Genomic DNA, 21,190 nt, shown 5'->3' on the forward strand with positions numbered 1-21,190 from the left:
CGAATAACGGTATTAGAGGGTAAGGAAACGCGGGAATCGTACCCCGTAAAACCGAATAACGGTATTGGAAGGTAAGGAAACGGCTGAATCGTACCCCGCAAAACCGAATAACGGTATTGGAGGGTAAGGAAACGCTCGAATCATACCCTGCAAAACCGAATAACGGTATTGGAGGGTAAGGAAGCGCTCGAATCATACCCTGCAAAACCGAGTAATGGTATTGGATGGTAAGGAAGCGCGGGAATCGTACCCTGCTAAACCGAATAACGGTATTGGAGGGTAAGAATGTCACGGATAACCTCTCCAAAAAATGAAAGCAGAGAATACCTCCCGTTTCCCGCTCCAGTAGCAGCGATCAAAGATTCCTAAACCTGTTAACACATAAAAAGGCGGGACCAGGACTTTTCCGTCGGATACTTATCTGCCTATCGGATTTGACCAAGGCGCTTGCGCTTTTCTTGTTGGGAAATTGAATGAAATATAAAAAGTAAAAAGGGGAGATTAAAGTGGCAAATAAACGGGGGAATGTATGGATTGCTGTTTCTGGTGTAGTAGAAAACGAAAACGGGGACTGGCTTGTCGTAAAAAAGAAATACGGCGGATTGAAAGGGAAGTGGTCTTTTCCTGCAGGATTTGTGAATGAGGGGGAAACGGTGGATGAAGCGATTGTTCGGGAAATTCATGAGGAAACCGGAATAGAAGCAGAAGTTCAAGGCGTCATTGGGATTCGGTCAGGCGTCATTCAAAATACGATCAGTGATAATATGATTATTTTTAAATTAAAGGCGAATTCTTCTACAGTTATTGTACAGGAAGATGAACTGTTTGAAGCTGCTTTTTTTCCGCCGCAAATTCTTAAGGGAGACGAGAATGCATCGCTTCTGCTTCAGTCATTTGCAGAAGAAGCATTTGAGAAAATGCTTTATAAAATTGAAGGCCTGAACCCTGGCGATCAGTTTGGATACACTTCATATCGTATATTTTTATAATTTTCAAAATAATAAGAAAAATTGAGAAAAAAGAAGGATGAGCTTGATGTATTCGCTTACATCAACAATCCCGTGAGATTTTCTCCCTTTATCCTTTACAAAGAACCTGATATAGTATCTTCAATATCTAAAAAGAGATACTTGACAAAGGGGAGAATAGATGATGAATACATCTGCTATCGATAAGAAAGAATGTCCATATTGTTCAGGTAAAGGTTATTTTCAATTGCTTCTTGGCGGTTCAGAGACGTGCGATTGCTGCAACGGAACTGGAAAGAAGTCTTCATAAAACGTTCAATGTTTTTCCGATTGACTGAATATCGCTTGTTCAGTACACTTAAATAGGTGTACTGGAGGCGATAACTTGTTTTTACCTGTATTGATGATTTCGATGCTTTTATTCTTTGTTTTATTTTTTGGAATCGGTTTCTTGCTGAATATGCTGCTACGCATGTCTTGGATCATGGCTATTATCTATCCGATTGTCTGTATATTGATTGTAGATAATGTGAGATTCACCGAGTACTTTACCTCACCTGGATCCTCTTTTTCATCCCTTGGAGAGCGTATTCTGTCTTTGGCTTTGGCAGATATTCTAATTCTTGTGTGCGGTTTTATCGGTGCAGTTGTGTCTGGAATTGTTATTAACATGCTCCGCAAAAGAGGATATCAAATGTTTTAAAATGTGATCTGTACATCGTGTGCAGGTCTTTTTATTTTTGGTAAAACTAAACTTGTAAAATATGGATTCCTTTCTATCCTGAATATTTCGTTTGCCATTTGGAAACGATTATGGATGTGAGAGGAGTGAACACATCGTAAATGGATAGGACGAAAACCTGGTCAAGGCGTCTATTAATGACACTATTATTACTAGTGGCGCTCGGTACCACTTTAAAAGCTTTTTCAGGTGCAGAGGCAAAGGATCTGCCTGTTTTTAATGGGTGGAGCAAGGGCATATTGGAAAGTGAAGGGCATCCTTATAAGCTGACGGGACTCATCCCTAAATCTCTGCACAGTGAAAAAACGGTCGCAGCCGCGATTTCTTCAAGCGGAAGCTCATTAGATCAAATATCGCTTGAAAATGAAATTGACTGGTCACAATACCCTAAGCAAGAAGTAACAGCAACAGGATATACAGCTGGCTATGAATCAACAGGCAAAAAACCTGAACATCCGGAATATGGCATTACGTATTCTGGAGTAAAAGTGAAAAGAGATTTGTATTCAACCATAGCAGCTGATTTAAGTGTGTTTCCGGTAGGAACCATTCTGTTTATTCCAGGTTACGGCTTTGGTGTTGTAGCAGACAAGGGCGGTGCGATAAAGGGGAATGAACTGGATCTTTATTACGATACTGTTGAAGAAGTCTTTCAATTTTGGGGCAAAAAAACGTTAGACATATATATCGTCCAAAAAGGCAACGGACGGTTAACTGAAAAAGAACTGGCGAAATTGAATGAAAATAAGTCGATGCAGGCATTTCGTCAAAAATACATGAAACCCAAAACGAAAAGTTAATGATGGATGGCGGGATTGATGAAAACCGCTTTAGGTCTGGTACATTTTTGCTGAACAATTCGAGTGTTTTTTCTAGATTAGTCCAATGACTTGGAATTAATCTCAAAAGTATCGGGATGCGGTATTCTCAGTCACGGAAAAAGCCCAGGTTTTTAACCTGAGCTTTTTCTATGTAGTAGAAGTTAGGGAATCTTTCTCTTCAGGCTGCGGAAAGTGGTCCGGATGAAGGATGGCTGCAAGTTTCGCAAGTCCATTTAAGAGCCTTGGTGATGGTCTGCAATAAAGCTGTTCCTCAAGCAGATGAATGCGATTCTCTCTGACGGCAGCAAGGTTTTCTGCCGATTCACGCTTTAAAACATGCTGGACTTTCATCCTGCTTTGCTTAACGCCGACCCAAGCAAGACAAATATGATCAGGATTCCTGCGGATAATGTCATCCCAGCTGGTTTGGACACTCGCAAGCTCAACATCACGGAAACTATTGCGCCCTCCTGCCAGTTCACACATTTCAGTCAGCCAATTTACTTGACCAGGTGTGAAAATGGGATTAGGCCACCATTCAAAATAAACATCAGGATAATGATCAAGCTTTGAGGATTTTTCTTTATAATCATTTAAAATTTGATGATAACGCGAAACAACTGCGGCAGCTTCTTTTTCCTTGCCTGCAGCAATGCCTACAGCCATTAAATCATTTCCTATATCCTCGAAAGACTGAGGGTTTAATACAAGGTGAGGAATCTTTCTTTTTATAAGTTCGTCCACGTTTTTTTCCATACCAGGCACACTCAATGAAGCGAGAACAAGGTCAGGCTCCAATTGTTCAACCAGATCCATATTAATGGACAGGTCAGGTCCAAGGCGCGGCAGATCATTCACTTGCTCAGGCCAGTCAGAATAATCATCAACTGCAATCAGATCGTCAGTCAGACCTAAATAGGCGGCAAGCTCTGTATTGCTTGGGCAAATAGATATTAGCCGCAAAATAATTCCTCCTTTACAATATGAATAGGTAGTGCAGAAACAGCGCTAATAAGATTCCAGTCAGGCCCCCGAAGAATACTTCAATAGGCTGATGCCCGAGAAGTTCTTTCAATTTCTTCTGCTTTTCTTCTTCTTCCTGCTGTGGCCATGATTTTGCCTCGCCTACAAATGTATTAAAATCAGTTACGAGTTTATTAAGAACTGTGGCCTGCTCTCCGGCATGTCTTCTTACTCCCGTAGCATCAAACATGGTGATGATGGCAAAAACGGCTGAAACCGCAAAGAGGGAAGAAGCAAGCCCATTATCAAGAGCGACTCCCGTTGCAAGTGCCGTGACAGCAGCAGAATGGGAACTTGGCATCCCCCCTGTGCTAAAAATAAGGGACCAGTCAATTTTACGGGTCGCAATATACGTAATCGGGACTTTTACAAATTGCGCAAAGAAAATGGCTGCAAGGGAAGCTAATAGCGGGAAATTAAGCAGTATCTCCATGAAGTCGGACATCCTTTCGGTTCGAAAAATAAATGTTCTGTTATTGACTGTATGGTATAGTTCCATGCATTCATGCCCTTATCCTCTGTCATTTGTTCAAATAGTATAAAAACTTTTTATCCTTTGATACAATAAGGTCAGAGAGGAGTGCATGCCACGTGACTCTTTACCCAATGGAATATTATCAGTTTTTTATCCATTTTAATGAAGGCGATTATTATACTTGCCATGATTTGCTTGAATTAATCTGGCTGACTGAGAAGGATAATTTATTTCTAAAAGGTCTGCTGCAAATGACAGTTGCTATTTATCATTATGAATATGGCAATATTAAAGGAGCAAGGCTCATGATGCAAGCAGGACACTCTTACATACAGTCTTACCGCCCATTCCATTGGGGAGTGGACCTTGAAAACGTAAATGCATTCATTGAGGAATGCCTGATGATTATACCTGCAGGCATTCAGTCTGTTTCTTTTGAAGAAGCCGGGCAGCTGCCTAAATTGCCTGCTCTATTTCTATACCTTGAAGAAGACCCGGGGAAACCTAATTATTAATGGAGGTGTGCTTTCATGTTTCATATTCAGTCAACAATTAAATGGAACGAAGAAACAATCATCTTTGGATTGTTTCAAAAAAACGGCGAGTTTGAAGGTCCTTTAGCTGAGCTTGATCATAAGCTCGAAGGCCAAATTTCATCACTCGTAAAAGACGGCGATATTTCGTCCAGAAAGAAAGAAATATCAAAAGTTCATACTCTTGGTAAAATCGCTACAAAACGAATCTTTTTTGCGGGCCTCGGCAAAGAAAAGGAATACGATTTTGATGCAGCCAGAGAATCTTTTGCGAAGCTTTTCAAAACGCTGCAAAATGCAAAAATTCAATCGTTTTCGATCGTTCTTGATTCATTTACAAGTGAACATGTTCAAGGAAACGAAGCTGCTCATGCATTAGCTGAAGTTCTTCCGCTTTCTACATATAAAATACAGGATTATAAACAAAAATCAAATGAGCCTGAACGAAACCTCAACCAAGTGACAATCATCTCAAGCGATGACGAAGCTGAAATACGTTCAAGTCTAACTGTAGGTACTGCATTCGGTGAAGGAACAAATTCTGCAAGAACACTCGTCAACATGCCTGGAAACATATTGACGGCAACGGAACTTGCTAAATACTCGGCGGATATTGCCCAAAAATACGGCTTTGAATATGAAGTGCTTGAAAAAGAAGATATGGAGAAGCTGGGAATGGGAGCTCTTCTTGCCGTAAATAAGGGGTCTGATGAGCCGCCGAAAATGATCGTCCTTAAATATCAGGGCAAAGAGGAATGGACAGATGTCATTGGACTCGTTGGAAAAGGGATCACCTTTGATACTGGTGGCTACTCAATTAAGCCAAAAGACGGCATTGTCGGCATGAAATCAGATATGGGCGGTGCTGCAGCCGTTTTAGGTGCAATGGAGATCATCGGAAAGCTGAAGCCGGAACAAAACGTACTGGCTGTAATTCCTTCAACCGACAACATGATCAGCGGCAATGCATTCAAGCCTGATGATGTCATTGTCTCGCTTAGCGGAAAAACAATTGAAGTACTGAATACAGATGCAGAAGGCCGATTAGTTCTTGCTGACGGGCTCACATATGCCAAGCATCATGGCGCAAATTACTTAGTGGATGTTGCTACATTGACAGGCGGAGTCATCATTGCCCTTGGAACACATACAACAGGTGCAATGACAAATGATGAAGCATTATTTGAGCAAGTGCTGGAAGCATCCCACGAATGCGGCGAGCCAATCTGGCGACTTCCGATTACTAAAAAAGACATTGATAAAGTGCGCGGCAGCAAAATGGCGGATCTGAATAATTCCCCAGGCCGTGAAGGTCATGCCATCATGGCGGGAACGTTTATTGGTGAATTCGCAGAAGGAACGCCTTGGGTCCATTTAGACATCGCAGGAACAGCCACATCTAATAATGCAGATGACCTTGGACCTTCAGGGGGCACTGGCGTCATGGCCAGAACGCTTGCTGCTTTCGTGGAACGATTTGAGGTTTAATGACGGGAAAAGGCACTGATCAATCAGTGTCTTTTTTGCTGTTCATTTTGTTGATCGCGGTCGTAGTCCCCGCTCCGGAAAATGAGGATTATCATCAAAAAATACCGAATTCATCCCAATTTCACCCCATAAAATCCCCTTTTCTATTCATCAATCCACTGATTTTGCTCAATATCCTTTAGTCTGCTAATATAATAAAACTTTTGCATTGACACTAAAAAAGAAAGTATGTTATTTTAATTCTATTGAATTTTATCTCTCTAATACATTAGCATACTAAAGTATAAAGATTCCGGAGGTTTTATAGATGAATGCAGTAATTTTAGCTGTTTTGGTCATGCTTGTTTTAAGTTTGCTGCGGGTAAATGTCGTTTTTGCATTAGTTGCAGGCGCACTCGTAGGCGGTTTAACAGGCGGACTGAATTTAAAAACAACAATTGAAACATTTACGGGCGGTCTTGGCGGAAATGCCACAGTCGCATTAAGCTATGCACTGCTTGGCGCATTTGCAGTTGCCCTTTCTAAAACGGGTTTGCCTGATGCGATGGTGGAAGGTGCTGTAAAGCTTGTTGGCAAAGAAGGGGAAGACAGAAAGAAATCTCTTTCTAAGGTCCTTATATTGATGGTTATTTTGATCATTTCGATTTTCTCGCAAAATGTGGTGCCTGTTCATATCGCATTTATACCAGTATTGATTCCGCCCCTTTTAAAGGTGTTTAATCAGCTGGAGGTTGATCGCAGATTAATTGCAGTGGTGATTGCATTTGGATTAATCACACCTTATATGCTGTTGCCGGTCGGATTTGGAGCTATTTTCCACGATATTCTTCAAAAGAACATGGCAGCAGGCGGATTGAATGTAAGCCTTAAGGATATTCCGCAGGCGATGCTGATTCCATCAGCAGGTATGGTTGTCGGTTTAATCATCGCATTTTTTACTTACAGAAAAAAGCGAACATATGAAACAAAAGAGATTGCCGGGCAGGCTCCTGCTGTCTATACGAAGAAAACTGTCGGATTTGCTGTTCTTGCAATCATCGTTTCATTAAGTGTTCAATTGTTTCTTTCTCAGAAACTTGAAGTAGAAGGAATGATTTTTGGAGCTTTGGCAGGAATTACAGTGTTGTATGCTACAGGTTCAATGAAATGGAACGAGGCAGATCAGCTTTTAACATCCGGAATGAGAATGATGGCATTTATCGGATTTGTCATGCTTGCTGCTGCAGGATTTGCATCTGTTATGCAAGAAACGGGTCACATTGATACTCTCGTCAAAACGTCGGCTGATTTAGTTGGAGGAAATCAATCTCTTGCAGCAATTCTAATGCTGCTTGTCGGTTTACTTGTCACAATGGGTATTGGATCATCCTTCTCAACTGTTCCGATCATAGCAACGATTTTTGTCCCCCTCTGCCTTGAGCTTGGATTCAGTCCAATGGCGACCATTGCCCTTGTCGGTACTGCAGGAGCTCTTGGTGATGCTGGCTCACCTGCATCTGACAGCACATTGGGACCAACATCAGGCTTAAATGCAGATGGAGAACATAATCATATATGGGATACAGTTGTCCCGACCTTCCTGCATTACAACCTGCCGCTTCTGGTTTTTGGATGGATCGCGGCCATTGTCCTTTAATAGAAAAATAGAAAAACAGAAAAGGCCTCCTGCATAAATAGCAGGGAGGCCTTTTTAGATGATAGGCTCTGCTTGATAATAAGACGGCAGAGCTTTTCTATGGTGTCAGCATTTGCTTTTGTTATTTCACTCTCTCAACTAACTCTTCGTCATCCATTTCCAGGATTCTCTCCCAAAGTTCTGGCTGTCTTTTTAATAGAGTATTTTCGTAAGTTTCGCGTTCTTTTTCATCTAAAAAATAACGCTTCATTTGCAATATTGTCATGAAAGCTCACCTCTTTCATAAGATTTCACTTTAAGTATTTTCCAATTAAGGAATCTTTTATACATGAAATCTATGATACTGTAAGATTTTATCGAATTTTGTCTAGTTATGCAAGAATCTTTCCTGGAGAAGGAGATATAAATAGATGAATAGAACTAATTAGTATAAAAAAGATAGGGGTGCAGTGCATGAAATGGATGAAGCAGCATAAGTTTCTCACGGGTGCAATTTTTTTATTGCTATGCTGTGCGGGCATTGTTTTTTATATTTTCACTGAAATGATTCACACACCTGTTCAAAGTACAGAAGAAGTAAATAAAACGATTAATGAAAGTTCTGGCAAGCTTGCTGAAATTGATTTAAGCAACAATCCATTTCCAACAGGAGGAGCTACGATTACAGAAGATCAATTGCAGAAATACCTGCACGGGATGTCTCATCAAAAAGTGCAGGCCGAAGACAAGTGGGTGCACTTTGAAATTACGGAAGAGAGAATTTTGTACTTAATCAAACAAATTGAAAGCGACGAAAAAGCGTTTGATAACTCAGAATTATATTTGGATATACTGAGCAGGTGGCTTGAAAATGATTATTCAGAAGCAGACAGGGACCACAATGCAATATGGAGCCTTCAGGGGGGCACGATCGGGAAAGCAACGGGATTGCTGTCTGAGGAAGAAGAATTGAAATATCTTGAAGAAAATAAGAGTAAGATCAAATAAAAAACACATGATTTTTCCTCATGTGTTTTTTAAAGAGATAAGAAAGTATAAAATTTTGCGCCTCGATGTCTAGCTCCAATGCCCAACTCCTCGGCCAGAACGGCTCCGAAAGTATTGGCAAAAAGCGCCTTTACTGGCGGAGCTAAACTGGCGCTTGCGCTTTTCTTATTTGATATTTGAAGTTAAGCAGCGCGATGCTTTCCAAGACCTGTCGCTCTGTTTACAGCTTTATAAATGCGCGGAGCAATTACAGCGCCAATGGCTGTAAAGATCAAATCTTTGACCATAAACCACGTCATGACAAGCCATGCGGCTGAATAGCTCATATCTGCGTTCAGCCAATAATTAAGAGCTGCGTACATATAAGTCGTTCCAATGATATAGATAAGTGCAATTCCTGCAAAAGAAGAAAGGAAGAAAACTGGAAGTGTTGGTTTTTTGCTTGCTTCAACAATAATGCCTGCTGCATAAGCAGCTGCGATATAGGATAAAATAAACCCTCCGGTGCTGCCGAAAATGACGCCGATGCCGCCGCTGAATTGCGCGAAGACAGGTGCTCCTGCTATTCCTACCAGCGCATAAACAATCATGGATAAAGCGCCTAACCTGCTTCCAAGCAGCAAACCTGCTAAAATACAGAAAAAGGGCTGCATTGATAAAGGAACTGTTCCAACCGTTAAAAACGAAGTTAAATTTGCTCCAATTGCCATTAAAGCAGCAAACATCCCAACGAGCGCTAAATCATAAGCTTTTAATTTGTTTTTCATTCTCTCATCCCCCATAGATGCTTTGTATCTTTCTATAAAAAGAGTACTGAATCCGACCATATATGTCAACTTTATTTTCTGATAGTTAACAAAGAGGAGGTGTCAACATGTATTTCGGGAAGGTCAAAAGCAAGGGAGATCCCAATCGGGTCCCGCCCAATCAGCATGTCACAACAACATTTCCGGTTCTTCATGCGGGAAATGTTCCTTATTACGAGGACATAAGCAAATGGGATCTGCAAGTATTTGGCTTGCTTGATCATCCTAAGAGATTTACATATGAAGATCTGATGAACATGCCGCAAATGGATCAGGGCAATGATATTCATTGCGTAACAGGCTGGACGAAGCTTGATAATGTATGGAGAGGAATCAGCACCCGACAGCTCGCACACGAATTGGGGTTGCATGAGAACGCAAACTATTGCATTCTCCATGCAGAGGAAGGCTGGACAACGAATTTGCCCCTTGATGACTTTCTTAAGGAAACAAGTCTGCTTGCCCACTCCCATAATGGGGAAACGCTGACGCCTGAGCATGGCTTTCCTTTCAGAGCCGTTTTTCCTCATTTGTACTTCTGGAAAAGTGCAAAATGGTTACGCGCGATTCAGTTTACAGAACATAATCACCCAGGATTCTGGGAGAGAAACGGATATCACATGAAAGGAGATCCTTGGCTATCGCAAAGATACCATTTCGATTAACAAAAGAAAAACGGACTTACCGCCATTGGTAGTCCGTTATTTTTATATTCGGGCGGTTGCCTGGTCCGCCTTTTACCGCGCCAGTGACTTCGATTGTTGCGGAAGAGATTAATTCTTTAATAATGTTTTTCCTACCTTCGTAAGACATCTCCGCCCAATTCTCCGATATTATATCGAATGCTTCTTTAATTTCCTCTAACGCAAGACTCGCGCTGTCAGTCCGCAAGTTATCTTCGATGAGCGACCGACGTTCTTTTAATGCCGCCATATCTCCGCGATACTCAACTTCGGTTAAGTCGCCCCATTTATACATATCCTTCAAGCGCTTCTCAGCCGAGTTAATCCGCTCTAATTCCTTGCGCAATGCTTCTACGTCGACGTCCGTCTCTTCTTCGATCGGCTCAGCGTATTTAGCGATTTCCTGCAGCGGAAATTCGCGTATCATTTCTTCTTCGATAACTTCTTCCGGAATGATCGGCATGTCGCAAACTCCGTACGTAAATCTTCCGCGGCAACGATAGAAACGATACTCTCCGTCCTTTTTCTTGCGCTTGGCTCCGACGAACGATTTTCCGCAGCGAGCGCATTTGATAACGCCAGTAAACGGATAATGCGTGTCCGATTTAAAGCCGGAGCCCTTTCGCGCGGTACGAACTTCCTGAACTTCATCGTAAAGCTCCTTCGTAATCAGCGGAACGTGGCTCGCGGTAATAACCGTCTCCTCATGCGTCCGAGCTCCGGATGTCTTGCGATAGTTCCAGCGGAGCGCACCGTAGTAAACCGGATTCGTGACGATATAATGAAGCGCGAAATCATTCCATAATGCGCCGAGCTTCGTTCGAACTCCGTTGTTATTTAGTTCCTGCGCAATCATCTTCCGGCCTTTCGTTTTGAAAGCTTCGAATATATAGCGTACCCATTTCGCCTCGGCTTCGTTCGGAATGAGTTCGCCGTCCTCTCCGATATCATATCCGAAAGGTGCTCTCGCCCCATTACGCTTGCCTTCTTCGTGCTTCTTCTGCATGCCCATCGTTACGCGTTCGGCTAGATTCTCGCGTTCCCATTGCGCCATTGCGCCAACCATCGTGATGAATAAACGCCCCATCGCGGAAGTTGTATCGAATACTTCCGTGGCCGATTTGAATTTGACCGAGTTGCGCTCAAACTCCTGCAGCATGGCGTGAAGATCCGTCACTGACCGGACTAGGCGGTCGAGACGGTAAACGAGTACCACTTCGAACTTACCCAGGCGCATATCAGCGATTAAACGTTGTAGGGCGGGACGTTCGATATTCTTAGCGCTGACACCTTCGTCCGCATAATCTTCTACTAACGTCCATCCTTGCGATTCTATATAAGAAAGAAGACGGGATTTCTGCGCCTCTAGCGAGAATCCTTCTTCGCGTTGCATTTCTGTAGAGACACGCCTGTAAATTACGCATTTCATAACGGATATCACCTCGTGCTCCGATTATAACAAACTTTTTAAGCGAATGTGTCCGAAAAATGATTCCAGTGACTATTATCTTATGAAGGCGGAAAAAACTTTCGCCGGAAGTGCGCGAAGAGAAAATGTCGCGGGTATTATCATGTGAAGGCGGAAATAAACCGCCAAAAACTCGAATAAGTTTTATCGAGGAGGCGATTAACATGCGAAAAGACGGACCGTCAGAGGAAGCGTTGAAGAGAGCGTATGAGGCTATGAAACCGGAATTGATAAGAATCGCAAGAGAGCGACGATTGAAAAGGGAGGCTGCAGAAAAGGATGGCGAAAAGGAAACGAGTACAACTTGAAGAACGAGACGGAGTTGTCGGGAAGGAATGTACGAGGTGCGGCGATTGGAAGTCGTTGGAAGGTTTCTCGAATAAGAAAGGTGGTTTAGGCGGGCGTAGGTCTGATTGTAGGGAGTGTGCGGCTGCAGCTAAGAAAAAATACCAAGAAGAAAATCATACGATGATATCAGAACGAAATCGGAAATATTACGCAGAGAATCGCGGTAAATTTGTAAAATACTACGAAGAAAACTACGAGAAAATTATTGAACAAAAGAGGAAATACAGGGAGGTAAATCCTGAATACCGCCGTAATTATTACGCTTCTAACCTTGAACGACACTCTGAAAATGCGAGGAAATGGCGGCGCAATAACCTAGACAAAGTCGCGCTTATCCAGCAACGCAGACGCGCCCGTAAGCTTCTACTTTCTGACGTCAGCAATTCGTACGGAAAATTCAGCGGAGGGTGCGTATTAACAGGAGAAAATGATACTCACTGGGATCATGCGATACCTTTATCAACCGGGCACGGAGGAACAACCTCGGGAAATATGATTCCGCTACGTGGCGATTTAAACATATCTAAACACGACAACAACATCTTCGAATGGTTCGCAGCGAATAGGCAACGCTTTGAACTATCGCAAGCACGCTTCGATAGACTCATCGCCTGGTTAGCGTCGGCAAACGCATTAACCACGGATGAATATCGCGAGTTCGTGTACTGGTGTCACGCAAATAAACGCGAAGTTGACGAAATCAAACGTGATCAACGACACTCAATCGAAATTTGGCGTGAGGCTGCCGGCAAGCAGTTTCCGTTACCAGCGTATACAGAAACGTATTACGCTAACGAAGATGACCGAAAGGAGGTGAGTTGATGGATTTGGTTACTGCGTACTTTATCGGCGCAGGAATTGGGGATATTGAATTTTCAGGGTGATAAATAGATTAACAGAATTTTAGAATACCACTTAGTTTCTTGAAACATCAAAGTGAAAATAGGAGGATGATTTAATGCCAATTAATCAAGGTATGATGACCAGTAATACGGATATGTGGGCTACTCCACAAGATTTCTTTAACAAATTAAACGAAGAGTTTAACTTTCAGTGTGACGTATGTGCAATAAATGACAATGCTAAATGCGATAGATATTACAGTCCAGAAGAGGATGGCTTACAGCAGGAATGGCAAGGTGTATGTTGGATGAATCCTCCATATGGTCGTGTCATAGGGGATTGGGTTAAGAAAGCCTATGAGTCCTCTTTAAAAGGGGCTACAGTGGTTTGTTTGCTACCTGCAAGAACAGATACTAAATGGTGGCATGAATACTGTATGAAAGGCGAAATCCGTCTTGTCAAAGGGCGTTTGAAATTTGGAGACGGGAAGAACTCAGCACCATTCCCAAGTGCAGTAGTTATATTCGGGGATAAGGCAAAACAAAACTCATTAATAGCAATGTAAAACACTATTCTTCACACTGAAAGTTCACGAAACACTTAGAAAGTAGTACAATGGTTTCATATACCATTTTATGAACTTTCGAGGTGAAAAGGACAATGTTAAACCTACCAGAATTTGAAGTATTAGTTAAAGAGCAAAACGAACACTTTTATCGCTTTACAGTAGAACGAATTGAGCCACCTTTTATTTGCACTAACTGTGGTGAAATAAAATCAGAATATACCAATCCAGATGCAGAGTTTAAAAGGCATCAAGTGAAGGAACGTACCGTATCAGATATATCCATGCATGGTAAGGCTGTAAGGATTGTAATACGCCATAGACGGTGGAAATGCCCATTCTGTGATGGTACATTCTATGAGCTTCTGGATAGTGTAGACCGCAATGATAAGGTCACTAAGCGTCTTAAAGAGCATATGAAGAAGTTAGCCTTAAAGAAACCATTTACTAACATTGCAGACGAATATGGCATTTCTCATACGTCAGTTAGACGGTACTTTGAAGAGTATGTTGAAGACATGGAACGTGACCGTTATCTTGTAGCACCAAGAGTCTTGGGGATAGATGAAGCCCATCTAAATAAGACAATGCGTGGAGTGTTCACAGACACCGAGAACTTCAAGTTGTTGGAGATTACAAAGGACAATACCAAACGTACTGTTAAAGAGACAATCCAAAGCATGGAAGGCTATAAGAACATTGAAGTAGCAACCATTGATATGTATTCAGGCTACAAATACGCTATCCAAGAATTGATACCTGACTGCTTTATTGTTACTGATAAGTTTCACGTTATCCAGTATGCAGTAAGAGCTTTAGATGCTATTCGTATTCAAGTTAAAAAATCTCTTCCAAAGAAAGACCAACGCTTACTGACTTATGATAGATGGGTTCTCTTGAAGAACAAAGAGGATTTAGAGTTTAAGGAAATCTTAAAGCGTAACGAGTGGTTTGAACAGTTCCCACAGCTTAAAACAGCCTACTGGTTGAAGGAAGGTATCAGAGACATTTACAGAGAGTCTAAAGACAAGCAGGAAGCCTTTGAACGCTTTGAGAAGTGGGAAAAGGATATACCTACCGATATGAAAGAGTTCAAAGATATCCGAAAGACTTTCAATAATAACAAAACAGAGATTTTCAACTACTTCGATAAGCCATTCACTAATGCTTATACAGAGAGCGTTAATAACATTATTAAAGCAGTTGAAAAAGAAGGAAAGGGGTACTCATTTGACGTGTTAAGAGCAAAGGTTTTATACGGTACAGAAGCCACTATTAAGAAGCCTAAGTATAACGATGATATGCAATTCAAACGCTTCGATAAACTTTGGGGTGGTCGTTTCAATACAATGCAACCTATCACTATTCAAGCAGATGAACCCACTGTTTTGAATTGTGGAGTGGACTTAACCACACTTAGTAAGATTTTGGAAGAGGGTAAATTCTAATGAGTTTACCTTCCAATTTCACCATGAAAGTTAAATACCCGGAATTGGCGTGTTAGTTGTATGCGTCGATAATTTATACGAAAGGTGGAAACGAAAATGAACAAAAAGATTAGTCCGAAATTTACTGTAATCTGTAATGACTGCGGATCAAAAGACGTAGAGCTGTATGGGTCGACAACTTACGAAGTTCATGCGCATTGCAACAATTGCGGAATCTCGGATGTTGTAGAATGACCGACGCACATATCCGAAAAGGGCGCTCCAGAACGAACTACACGATGGTATATCACGAATTATTCGACTTGTACCATCCGTACATTGGCGACAAGGCTACGCTGCTCTATACGTACCTCCTGCGCTCCAGGAACAACGAAGAAGATAATAGCGACTACGGTAAGTCTTGGCGCGGAAGAAAAGGAATTGCGGAGAAGTTTCAGCTATCGTTCTCGACGCTTCCATTAATCGACGATATCTTAGTAGCAAGCGGATTGATTGCGATTGAGACGAGGCCGAGCGGAAGAGGTCGCGAGAAAATTTACTACACCGTAAACGATCCGTTGGAGCGCGAGGAATTCCGCAAAGTTGAGGCGGAGATTGAAGTCAGGTTGCGAGTGTTGGCGCAGCAGAAAGGGGCGGTGGCGAGCTTGTTCGGAAAGGACTTTAAGAAGAAACTTACCGGAGAATAACTTTACCTATACATTAACGTAACTTTATTACTACATCTCTATAACTGAAAAAGAATGTCTTTAAAAAGAAATATCTTAAAAAGAATAAGTACTTTGCATCACTATAAAAAACATAGTGCTGCGGAATGTTTAGTAATAAAAGATTAATCGCAATAGAAGTTATTCGCGGTTAATAATGACAATAAGGAGGAGATAGTATGAGATTAAAAACAGGGGATTTAGTGACGATGAGGGAGAATCGCGGCGGAAAATTAATTATGGATGACGGCAGCACCCGCAGAGAGTTATTCCATGAGGATGAGACTTATAAAATACATTCTTTTACTAAGGCATATGATATCGCGCAAGATGAAAAAGTTTTAGTCGAGGCGGTAAAATTTAGTGAAGATCAATTTTTCGCGGTGCCGGTTACGTCCATTAGAAAAGCCGAGGAGGAATCGTGATGGAAAACAAAGTTATACTACCGCGCGAGATTGCAGAAGGTGTAAACGCATGATCCCGACAAATAAAACGAAGTCTCTACCCGGTTGCTGCGCCGCATCTCAAGTCGCCATCCTCGCCGCGCTAAAACAACGCTATGCATCCGAACTAAACCCGGACGTCCGCCGCGGCATTATGATCGCCATTGTAGCGATTAAAGGCGCCAAATGAGCGTCTTAGACGTCGCGCAATAGTAAGGTAGCCTGACGGTAGAAAGGCGCTAATTTGCGCCAATATTGACGAAAGGAGCACGGTATAAATGACGAAGAAAGAACGCTTGACTGCGGAGGAATTAGTCGAGATAAAAATGGCGATAGAATATTACGAATCCCATAAAGAATCCGGAGTACCAGGAGCACGGATAATAGCGGAGAATCTCACGGAGAAAGCAGTCCCGAAGTTGCTTGCGGAGGTCGAGCGGTTAAGATTCGCTTTAGAGTCCATTGTCAACATTGACGGTAAGTATTTAGACACGGAATTTGACGTGGAAGATGCGTATGACACAATCGATAAAATCGCGTTAGAGGCCATCCGTAATGACTAACGCAAAGAAAACCCACGCTGACAAGCCGACCGCAGAATGGAAAACGAACGACTTTCTCGCGTATCTCACCGAACGCCACTCGGAATTATACGGAATCGACTATCGGCCGTTCCGCAGCTGGGCAGCAGAGCGCGGTCTGATCGGAGGGCTTGTCGGGACGAAGACGAAAGCGGCGAAAGTTAGTCCGGAGTTCTTGCGGAAGTTCATCGACGAATGTTTCGCCAGCCATCGAGTGACTGCGCAATATCCAGGCGTTTCATTTTCGTGGTTTTATCAGTATAAGACTGCGATATGGCAACGGTTGGAGGCGGAAGAATTGGCGGAGAGACAGCGTGAGGAAGCAGAAGCGAAAAGGCAGGCGGCAGGATCGGTTGATGCGGAGGATTTAGACGGCTGGTTTTGAATTGCAAATGAATTAACGAAAGTAACGATAAAAACGGAGGGCGATGCGATTGTGTGTTAGATTTTCAATAGAAAAAGTACGAAGTCTGTTTAAAGAAAAGGGATTAACATTATTAGAGAAAGAATACGTAAATAGTCGTACAAAGATGAAGTACATTTGTTCCTGCGGTAATATAAGCAAAACTACTCTTAATAACGTAAAGCGAGGCCAAAAATGTAGTGAGTGCGGAAATGTAAAAAGAGCCGACACAAATCGCTTATCCATCGAAGAAGCAAGAATTATATTTTCGGAACATGGCTGTTACTTCATAGATAACTTTTACAAAAATGTAGACACTCCTTACAAATACATTTGCACTTGCGGAAGAATTTCTAAGATATCAATCTCTAATTTAAAGAAAGGCCATAGGTGTAAAGACTGCGGAAACGATAGAATTTCATCTACCCAAAGAACTCCATTCGAAGAGGTATTTGAGTACTTCGAAAAAGAAGGATGTGAGTTACTTTCAAAAACGTATAAAAAGAATTCAATTCCGTTGGAGTACAGGTGTTCCTGCGGAAATATATCGCGCATCGCCTTCTCGTCTTTTAAACAGGGACATAGATGTTTATCTTGCGCGAGTGAGAGGATGTCCGGACCAAATAACCCAGCTTACAACCCAAACCTGACGGATGAAGATCGTTTCCACAGAGTCAACAACCCTGACGCGAGGAGATGGACTAGAGAAGTAAAGAAAAGAGACGGTTTCAAATGCAAAAATCCTCACTGCAGATTGACCACAAACAAGATGGTTGCACACCATTTGAATAGTTACGACATTCACAAGGAAGGCAGGTTTGATTTAGAAAATGGTATTACACTCTGTCAGGATTGTCACGTTTCTTTTCATAGAAAGTTTGGTTACGGTAAAAACACAAAATGTCAATATGAGGAGTGGGTCAGTTGCAAACAAACGAAAACAGATGCGTCCTAGCAGGAGTTTGCAAAAGCAAGGGGACGGAAGTTTGCTCTAACCGTTGCAGTCATTTCATCAGCCTTCACGGGCATTCCGCAGTCGGAGGACGAATCGGAGCGGCTCATGTGCCGGAAGATTATCGACTACTTACCGTTGCTACAATGCCAACGCGAGAGACAGACGTCACTATAACGATGGCTGAGAACGAGCAGAAAGCCGCCAAATTAGGGCGAACGATCGACGGCTATACTAAGACATTCGAACGGCAATTCGACGTCATAGAGCGGTCAGAAGAGCGTATAAAGTCGCTGTTCCTTTTCAGCAAATCGCCTGGAACCGGGAAGACAACGACGGCAAGCGCAATCTTGAACAGCTATATTATTGCGCATTATATCGGGAGCTTAAAGCGCGATAGGCAGGCGCTTAATCGACCGGGATACTTTTTAGACGTAAATAACTGGCAGACGGAATACAACGCGTTCAATCGGCCGCGAGTTCCGGACAATATCGCAGGACCGGCAGCAGATCGTTATTACAAAGCGATGGATCATGCGCAGAAAAGTCCATTCGTTATCTTAGATGACATCGGTGTGCGTGACGTTGTATCTGACGCGTTCCGAGGCGACTTGCATGCGATTATCAATTGCCGCGTTGCTAACCGTCTTCCTACGGTCTACACATCCAATGTGGCGCTAGATGATTTGCCGCGGATGTTTGGCGAAGAGAGGCTTGCGGATAGGATGCGCGATTTATGCTTGAACGTAACTTTCGGAGGGGAATCGAAAAGGGGGATACGGAGATGACGAAAGAAGAACACAACGCACTTCTGTACAAGATAATCGCTATAGATCGGATGAATAACGAAGGTAAACATTCGATTGCGGAAAAAGCGACGTTAAGAATTCTCGCGAAGTTAGTTACCGAAATTTATGATCTACAGCATCCTAGCGGTATCACTTGTTGCGTCTGTAATGACTTCGTGGATACATCAAAGGTACACGGACGAAACGACTTTGAGTACTGGTGTAATGACTGCATAGCGTACAACTAATTAAGGAGGAGCGCAAATGACTAACGAAAATAATAACGAACGACACGACGATGAAGAATTCGAATTTACAATCGTAGCTGAATTCGGCGACTTGGTTTCCGTTGAAGGCTATCCGGACCAAGTTTTCCACGTAGAAGGTTATCGCTGCGAGACGTCACATTATCCGGATATAGTAATGTCCGATATGGTCTACGAATTATCTGACGCAATCAACAACGATTATTTAGAAGCGGACGCTATCGATATAACGTTTATTACTGACGCAGGGCAGGCGGATGAATACTTGCGGACGATTGATCGGAAGAGTTATCCGAAGCCTGGCGCACATTGGATCGGAATGCTCGGCGATTGGGGATTAGGCGCGAATATTAACGATTTGAAAGGGGCGAATGAAATGGCGAAGAATGGCAACGGCGAAGCGCGGAAGTTAACACCGAGGGAACTTAGCGCAAAGGAAGCGGATGAGCGTAAAAAAGGCGCGGAAACAGAAGGCGGAGGATATCGATAACTTACTGGAGATTGCGTTCTGGAACCGTCAGCAGTTCGAGAAGACCGGAGATGTGGCGTTTAGGGATGCGGTGATTGCTACCGAGGCTAAGTTAGCGGAATTAACGAAGGAGGGCGTTTAGGATGAAATTCGATGTTCAGACAGAAGAGTTAGCGAAAGCACTTGCAGAAGCAGCTAAAGAAGCGGTGAACTTCGGACTAAGTACGGAGGAAGTAGCGGCACTTGCAGTTATTCTCGCGAATAAGGAGGCTAACGAATGAACCACGCATCACTATTATTCTCGCGCATCCTGGACGCCAACGATATCGGAGTCCTCACGCGCTTCGACATCAAAGAGGCGGACTTGATTACCGCCGGCGAACGCAGGGTATACAAATTTATACAGTCGTACGCGGAGCAGAACAGAGGAAACGCACCATCAGCCGAACTCGTTGCCGATCAGTGTCCGGATTTCGTTTATGCACCGACGACGGACAGCTACGAATACCTTGCGAAACAAATTAAGTCGATGAGCGCTAAGATGAAATTAAAGGCAGCGCTAGAGAATCCGGACTTTGCGGAAAAATTCGGAAAAGAAGACGGGAATATTCTCCTAGACGACTTGATTTCGGAACTGGAACAGATTAGAATAGGAACAAGCGTTCGTAAAAATATTGGTAAATCACTCGACGACTTGAAGTACGATTTCTATTCCGAATATTTAAAGCGCAAGGAAGGGAAGTCGCACAAGCTATGGAAAACGCCATTCGAACGCCTAAACAATGCCATCGGCGGATTCTACTCCGGAGACATTTACGGAGTGATGGCGGAGTCGGGCCGTGGAAAATCATATCTCATTATCGCATTTATCGATTGCTTATTGCGGCAAGGTGCGAACGTATTAATTAAGTCCTACGAATTGAAATCGTATTTATGGCTGAGTCGATTGTTCTCTGTTCTTACGGCGGTTGATCGCGTGCTTAAAGACGAACAAGGCCGCGCCGTTGGGCTTCCTAATCGCGATATTCTAAGCGGCAACTTAGAAGGTGATATTGAAGCGAAGTTCCTCGAAATGGTCGACGCGATTAACAAATACTATCCCGGCAATCTTTATCTGCAGGCGAAAGGCGATCCGGACTTAACGCGCTCATTAGCCGATTTGGACCGCGAATTACAACTGCAGCCGGAAATTGACGTAGTAGTCGTGGATCCTTTCTACGGATTAGACGACGTTTATGGAAGGAACGCGAATAAGACGGCAGGCGGTGCAGCAGAACAGGCGGCAAGATACTTCGAAAGAATCGTCGGACAGAACGATGTAGTCGGGATATACGCGGTCCAGGCGAGCACCGAGAAGAGTTCGCAAGATGAAGACGGCATTCGCGAATTAAAACTGCCGACACGCGACCAGGTGAAAACGACTAAAGCGCTCCTTGAAATTGCGACGAACTTATTTTCGTTCGATTCGTCCGATGGTCAAGCGATGATCGGAATAGAGAAGGGCCGGAATGGATTTGAAAATCTAACGGTGGAACTTATTGCGCTATTGGATTACGGAGTGTTGCGCGAGCCGGAGACCGGAGAAGCAGCCGCAAGCCAGTTCGAATTCTAGCGAAAAAGCTGAAACGGAATTTCATGACCAAAATGAACAATATTCCGCAATTTGACCGAACTGTGAACGCAAGAAAATCCGCATAAAAATAAATTTCAGCTTCGACAAATTGCGACTTGATAACGCACGATTGTTCGC

At 43.0% G+C, this 21,190-nt stretch carries 29 protein-coding genes; 24 read left to right on the forward strand and 5 right to left on the reverse strand.

Annotated features, from left to right (window positions below; translation table 11 throughout):
• The first annotated feature begins 506 nt into the window (after positions 1-506).
• The 4 genes from GJU41_RS11625 to GJU41_RS11635 all read left to right on the forward strand — a co-directional run bounded on the left by GJU41_RS11625 (position 507) and on the right by GJU41_RS11635 (position 2,510).
• A complete protein-coding gene (locus tag GJU41_RS11625) occupies positions 507-989 on the forward strand; it encodes an NUDIX domain-containing protein (RefSeq protein WP_170292780.1) in 483 nt (160 codons plus the stop codon).
• Between the two features lie 163 nt (positions 990-1,152).
• On the forward strand, positions 1,153-1,278 hold the full coding sequence (locus GJU41_RS24660) for a YuiA family protein (RefSeq protein ID WP_170292796.1): 126 nt from the start codon (positions 1,153-1,155) through the stop codon (positions 1,276-1,278).
• Positions 1,279-1,371: 93 nt separating this feature from the next.
• Positions 1,372-1,671, forward strand: coding sequence for a YuiB family protein (locus GJU41_RS11630; protein WP_070876115.1), 300 nt, complete (start codon positions 1,372-1,374; stop codon positions 1,669-1,671).
• A 140-nt stretch (positions 1,672-1,811) separates the two neighbouring features.
• Entirely contained in the window at positions 1,812-2,510 is a 699-nt protein-coding gene (locus GJU41_RS11635; protein ID WP_154318645.1) for a 3D domain-containing protein, read from the forward strand.
• 168 nt (positions 2,511-2,678) lie between these two features.
• On the opposite strand, the gene GJU41_RS11640 is transcribed toward GJU41_RS11635, so the two are convergent.
• Positions 2,679-3,494: a cobalamin-binding protein gene (locus GJU41_RS11640; protein ID WP_154318646.1), complete on the reverse strand. Its 816-nt coding sequence runs from the start codon at positions 3,492-3,494 to the stop codon at positions 2,679-2,681.
• Between the two features lie 13 nt (positions 3,495-3,507).
• On the reverse strand, positions 3,508-3,987 hold the full coding sequence (locus GJU41_RS11645; protein ID WP_070876056.1) for a divergent PAP2 family protein: 480 nt from the start codon (positions 3,985-3,987) through the stop codon (positions 3,508-3,510).
• Positions 3,988-4,160: 173 nt separating this feature from the next.
• On the opposite strand from GJU41_RS11645, the gene GJU41_RS11650 reads away from it, so the two are divergent.
• The 3 genes from GJU41_RS11650 to GJU41_RS11660 all read left to right on the forward strand — a co-directional run bounded on the left by GJU41_RS11650 (position 4,161) and on the right by GJU41_RS11660 (position 7,686).
• On the forward strand, positions 4,161-4,544 hold the full coding sequence (locus GJU41_RS11650; RefSeq protein ID WP_070876116.1) for a DUF309 domain-containing protein: 384 nt from the start codon (positions 4,161-4,163) through the stop codon (positions 4,542-4,544).
• 15 nt (positions 4,545-4,559) lie between these two features.
• A complete protein-coding gene (locus tag GJU41_RS11655) occupies positions 4,560-6,050 on the forward strand; it encodes a leucyl aminopeptidase (protein WP_070876057.1) in 1,491 nt (496 codons plus the stop codon).
• Positions 6,051-6,357: 307 nt separating this feature from the next.
• Positions 6,358-7,686, forward strand: a complete 1,329-nt coding sequence (locus tag GJU41_RS11660; RefSeq protein ID WP_154318647.1) for a Na+/H+ antiporter family protein — start codon at positions 6,358-6,360, stop codon at positions 7,684-7,686.
• 121 nt (positions 7,687-7,807) lie between these two features.
• Here the strand turns inward: GJU41_RS11660 and GJU41_RS11665 are convergent, their stop codons facing one another.
• The gene (locus tag GJU41_RS11665) at positions 7,808-7,951 is read right to left on the reverse strand and encodes a hypothetical protein (RefSeq protein ID WP_154318648.1); all 144 of its coding nucleotides are present in this window, start codon (positions 7,949-7,951) and stop codon (positions 7,808-7,810) included.
• Between the two features lie 188 nt (positions 7,952-8,139).
• Here GJU41_RS11665 and GJU41_RS11670 point away from each other — a divergent pair, with 188 nt between their 5' ends.
• A complete protein-coding gene (locus GJU41_RS11670; RefSeq protein WP_070876059.1) occupies positions 8,140-8,673 on the forward strand; it encodes a DUF6241 domain-containing protein in 534 nt (177 codons plus the stop codon).
• 182 nt (positions 8,674-8,855) lie between these two features.
• Here the strand turns inward: GJU41_RS11670 and GJU41_RS11675 are convergent, their stop codons facing one another.
• Positions 8,856-9,440 (reverse strand): biotin transporter BioY, encoded by a 585-nt coding sequence (locus GJU41_RS11675; protein WP_070876060.1) that lies wholly within the window; start codon positions 9,438-9,440, stop codon positions 8,856-8,858.
• 107 nt (positions 9,441-9,547) lie between these two features.
• Here GJU41_RS11675 and GJU41_RS11680 point away from each other — a divergent pair, with 107 nt between their 5' ends.
• On the forward strand, positions 9,548-10,144 hold the full coding sequence (locus GJU41_RS11680) for a sulfite oxidase-like oxidoreductase (RefSeq protein WP_154318649.1): 597 nt from the start codon (positions 9,548-9,550) through the stop codon (positions 10,142-10,144).
• A gap of 16 nt (positions 10,145-10,160) precedes the next feature.
• Here GJU41_RS11680 and GJU41_RS11685 read toward each other — a convergent pair whose 3' ends face one another.
• Positions 10,161-11,591, reverse strand: coding sequence for a recombinase family protein (locus tag GJU41_RS11685; RefSeq protein WP_154318650.1), 1,431 nt, complete (start codon positions 11,589-11,591; stop codon positions 10,161-10,163).
• Between the two features lie 203 nt (positions 11,592-11,794).
• Between GJU41_RS11685 and GJU41_RS11690 the strand changes: the two genes are divergently transcribed.
• The 15 genes from GJU41_RS11690 (at position 11,795) to GJU41_RS11760 (ending at position 21,052) form a co-directional block, all read left to right on the forward strand.
• Complete coding sequence (locus GJU41_RS11690) at positions 11,795-11,938, forward strand: hypothetical protein (protein ID WP_154318651.1); 144 nt, start codon at positions 11,795-11,797, stop codon at positions 11,936-11,938.
• Entirely contained in the window at positions 11,910-12,800 is an 891-nt protein-coding gene (locus GJU41_RS11695; protein WP_154318652.1) for a hypothetical protein, read from the forward strand. The genes GJU41_RS11690 and GJU41_RS11695 overlap by 29 nt, the downstream gene beginning before the upstream one ends.
• A 136-nt stretch (positions 12,801-12,936) precedes the next feature.
• Positions 12,937-13,386 carry a DNA N-6-adenine-methyltransferase gene (locus tag GJU41_RS11700; RefSeq protein WP_154318653.1) on the forward strand — a complete coding sequence of 150 codons (450 nt, stop codon included), beginning with the start codon at positions 12,937-12,939 and terminating at the stop codon, positions 13,384-13,386.
• A gap of 95 nt (positions 13,387-13,481) precedes the next feature.
• Entirely contained in the window at positions 13,482-14,834 is a 1,353-nt protein-coding gene (locus GJU41_RS11705; protein WP_154318654.1) for an ISL3 family transposase, read from the forward strand.
• Between the two features lie 96 nt (positions 14,835-14,930).
• Entirely contained in the window at positions 14,931-15,068 is a 138-nt protein-coding gene (locus tag GJU41_RS11710) for a hypothetical protein (protein ID WP_154318655.1), read from the forward strand.
• Positions 15,065-15,520: a hypothetical protein gene (locus GJU41_RS11715; protein WP_154318656.1), complete on the forward strand. Its 456-nt coding sequence runs from the start codon at positions 15,065-15,067 to the stop codon at positions 15,518-15,520. Before GJU41_RS11710 ends, GJU41_RS11715 begins: the two co-directional genes overlap by 4 nt.
• Positions 15,521-15,717: 197 nt before the next feature.
• Complete coding sequence (locus GJU41_RS11720) at positions 15,718-15,963, forward strand: hypothetical protein (RefSeq protein ID WP_154318657.1); 246 nt, start codon at positions 15,718-15,720, stop codon at positions 15,961-15,963.
• A gap of 49 nt (positions 15,964-16,012) precedes the next feature.
• Positions 16,013-16,171, forward strand: coding sequence for a hypothetical protein (locus GJU41_RS11725; protein WP_154318658.1), 159 nt, complete (start codon positions 16,013-16,015; stop codon positions 16,169-16,171).
• Between the two features lie 88 nt (positions 16,172-16,259).
• Entirely contained in the window at positions 16,260-16,544 is a 285-nt protein-coding gene (locus GJU41_RS11730) for a hypothetical protein (protein WP_154318659.1), read from the forward strand.
• The gene (locus tag GJU41_RS11735; protein WP_154318660.1) at positions 16,537-16,947 is read left to right on the forward strand and encodes a hypothetical protein; all 411 of its coding nucleotides are present in this window, start codon (positions 16,537-16,539) and stop codon (positions 16,945-16,947) included. The genes GJU41_RS11730 and GJU41_RS11735 overlap by 8 nt, the downstream gene beginning before the upstream one ends.
• Before the next feature lie 49 nt (positions 16,948-16,996).
• The gene (locus GJU41_RS11740; RefSeq protein WP_154318661.1) at positions 16,997-17,920 is read left to right on the forward strand and encodes an HNH endonuclease signature motif containing protein; all 924 of its coding nucleotides are present in this window, start codon (positions 16,997-16,999) and stop codon (positions 17,918-17,920) included.
• 143 nt (positions 17,921-18,063) lie between these two features.
• On the forward strand, positions 18,064-18,705 hold the full coding sequence (locus GJU41_RS11745; RefSeq protein ID WP_318185598.1) for a P-loop NTPase family protein: 642 nt from the start codon (positions 18,064-18,066) through the stop codon (positions 18,703-18,705).
• Between the two features lie 264 nt (positions 18,706-18,969).
• Complete coding sequence (locus GJU41_RS11750) at positions 18,970-19,461, forward strand: hypothetical protein (RefSeq protein ID WP_154318663.1); 492 nt, start codon at positions 18,970-18,972, stop codon at positions 19,459-19,461.
• A gap of 122 nt (positions 19,462-19,583) precedes the next feature.
• On the forward strand, positions 19,584-19,721 hold the full coding sequence (locus GJU41_RS11755; protein WP_154318664.1) for a hypothetical protein: 138 nt from the start codon (positions 19,584-19,586) through the stop codon (positions 19,719-19,721).
• Positions 19,718-21,052, forward strand: a complete 1,335-nt coding sequence (locus tag GJU41_RS11760) for an AAA family ATPase (protein WP_154318665.1) — start codon at positions 19,718-19,720, stop codon at positions 21,050-21,052. Before GJU41_RS11755 ends, GJU41_RS11760 begins: the two co-directional genes overlap by 4 nt.
• Positions 21,053-21,190: the final 138 nt, after the last annotated feature.

The organism is Metabacillus idriensis (assembly GCF_009674765.1).
In the GTDB taxonomy this organism is placed as follows: Bacteria; Bacillota; Bacilli; order Bacillales; family Bacillaceae; genus Bacillus_P; species Bacillus_P idriensis.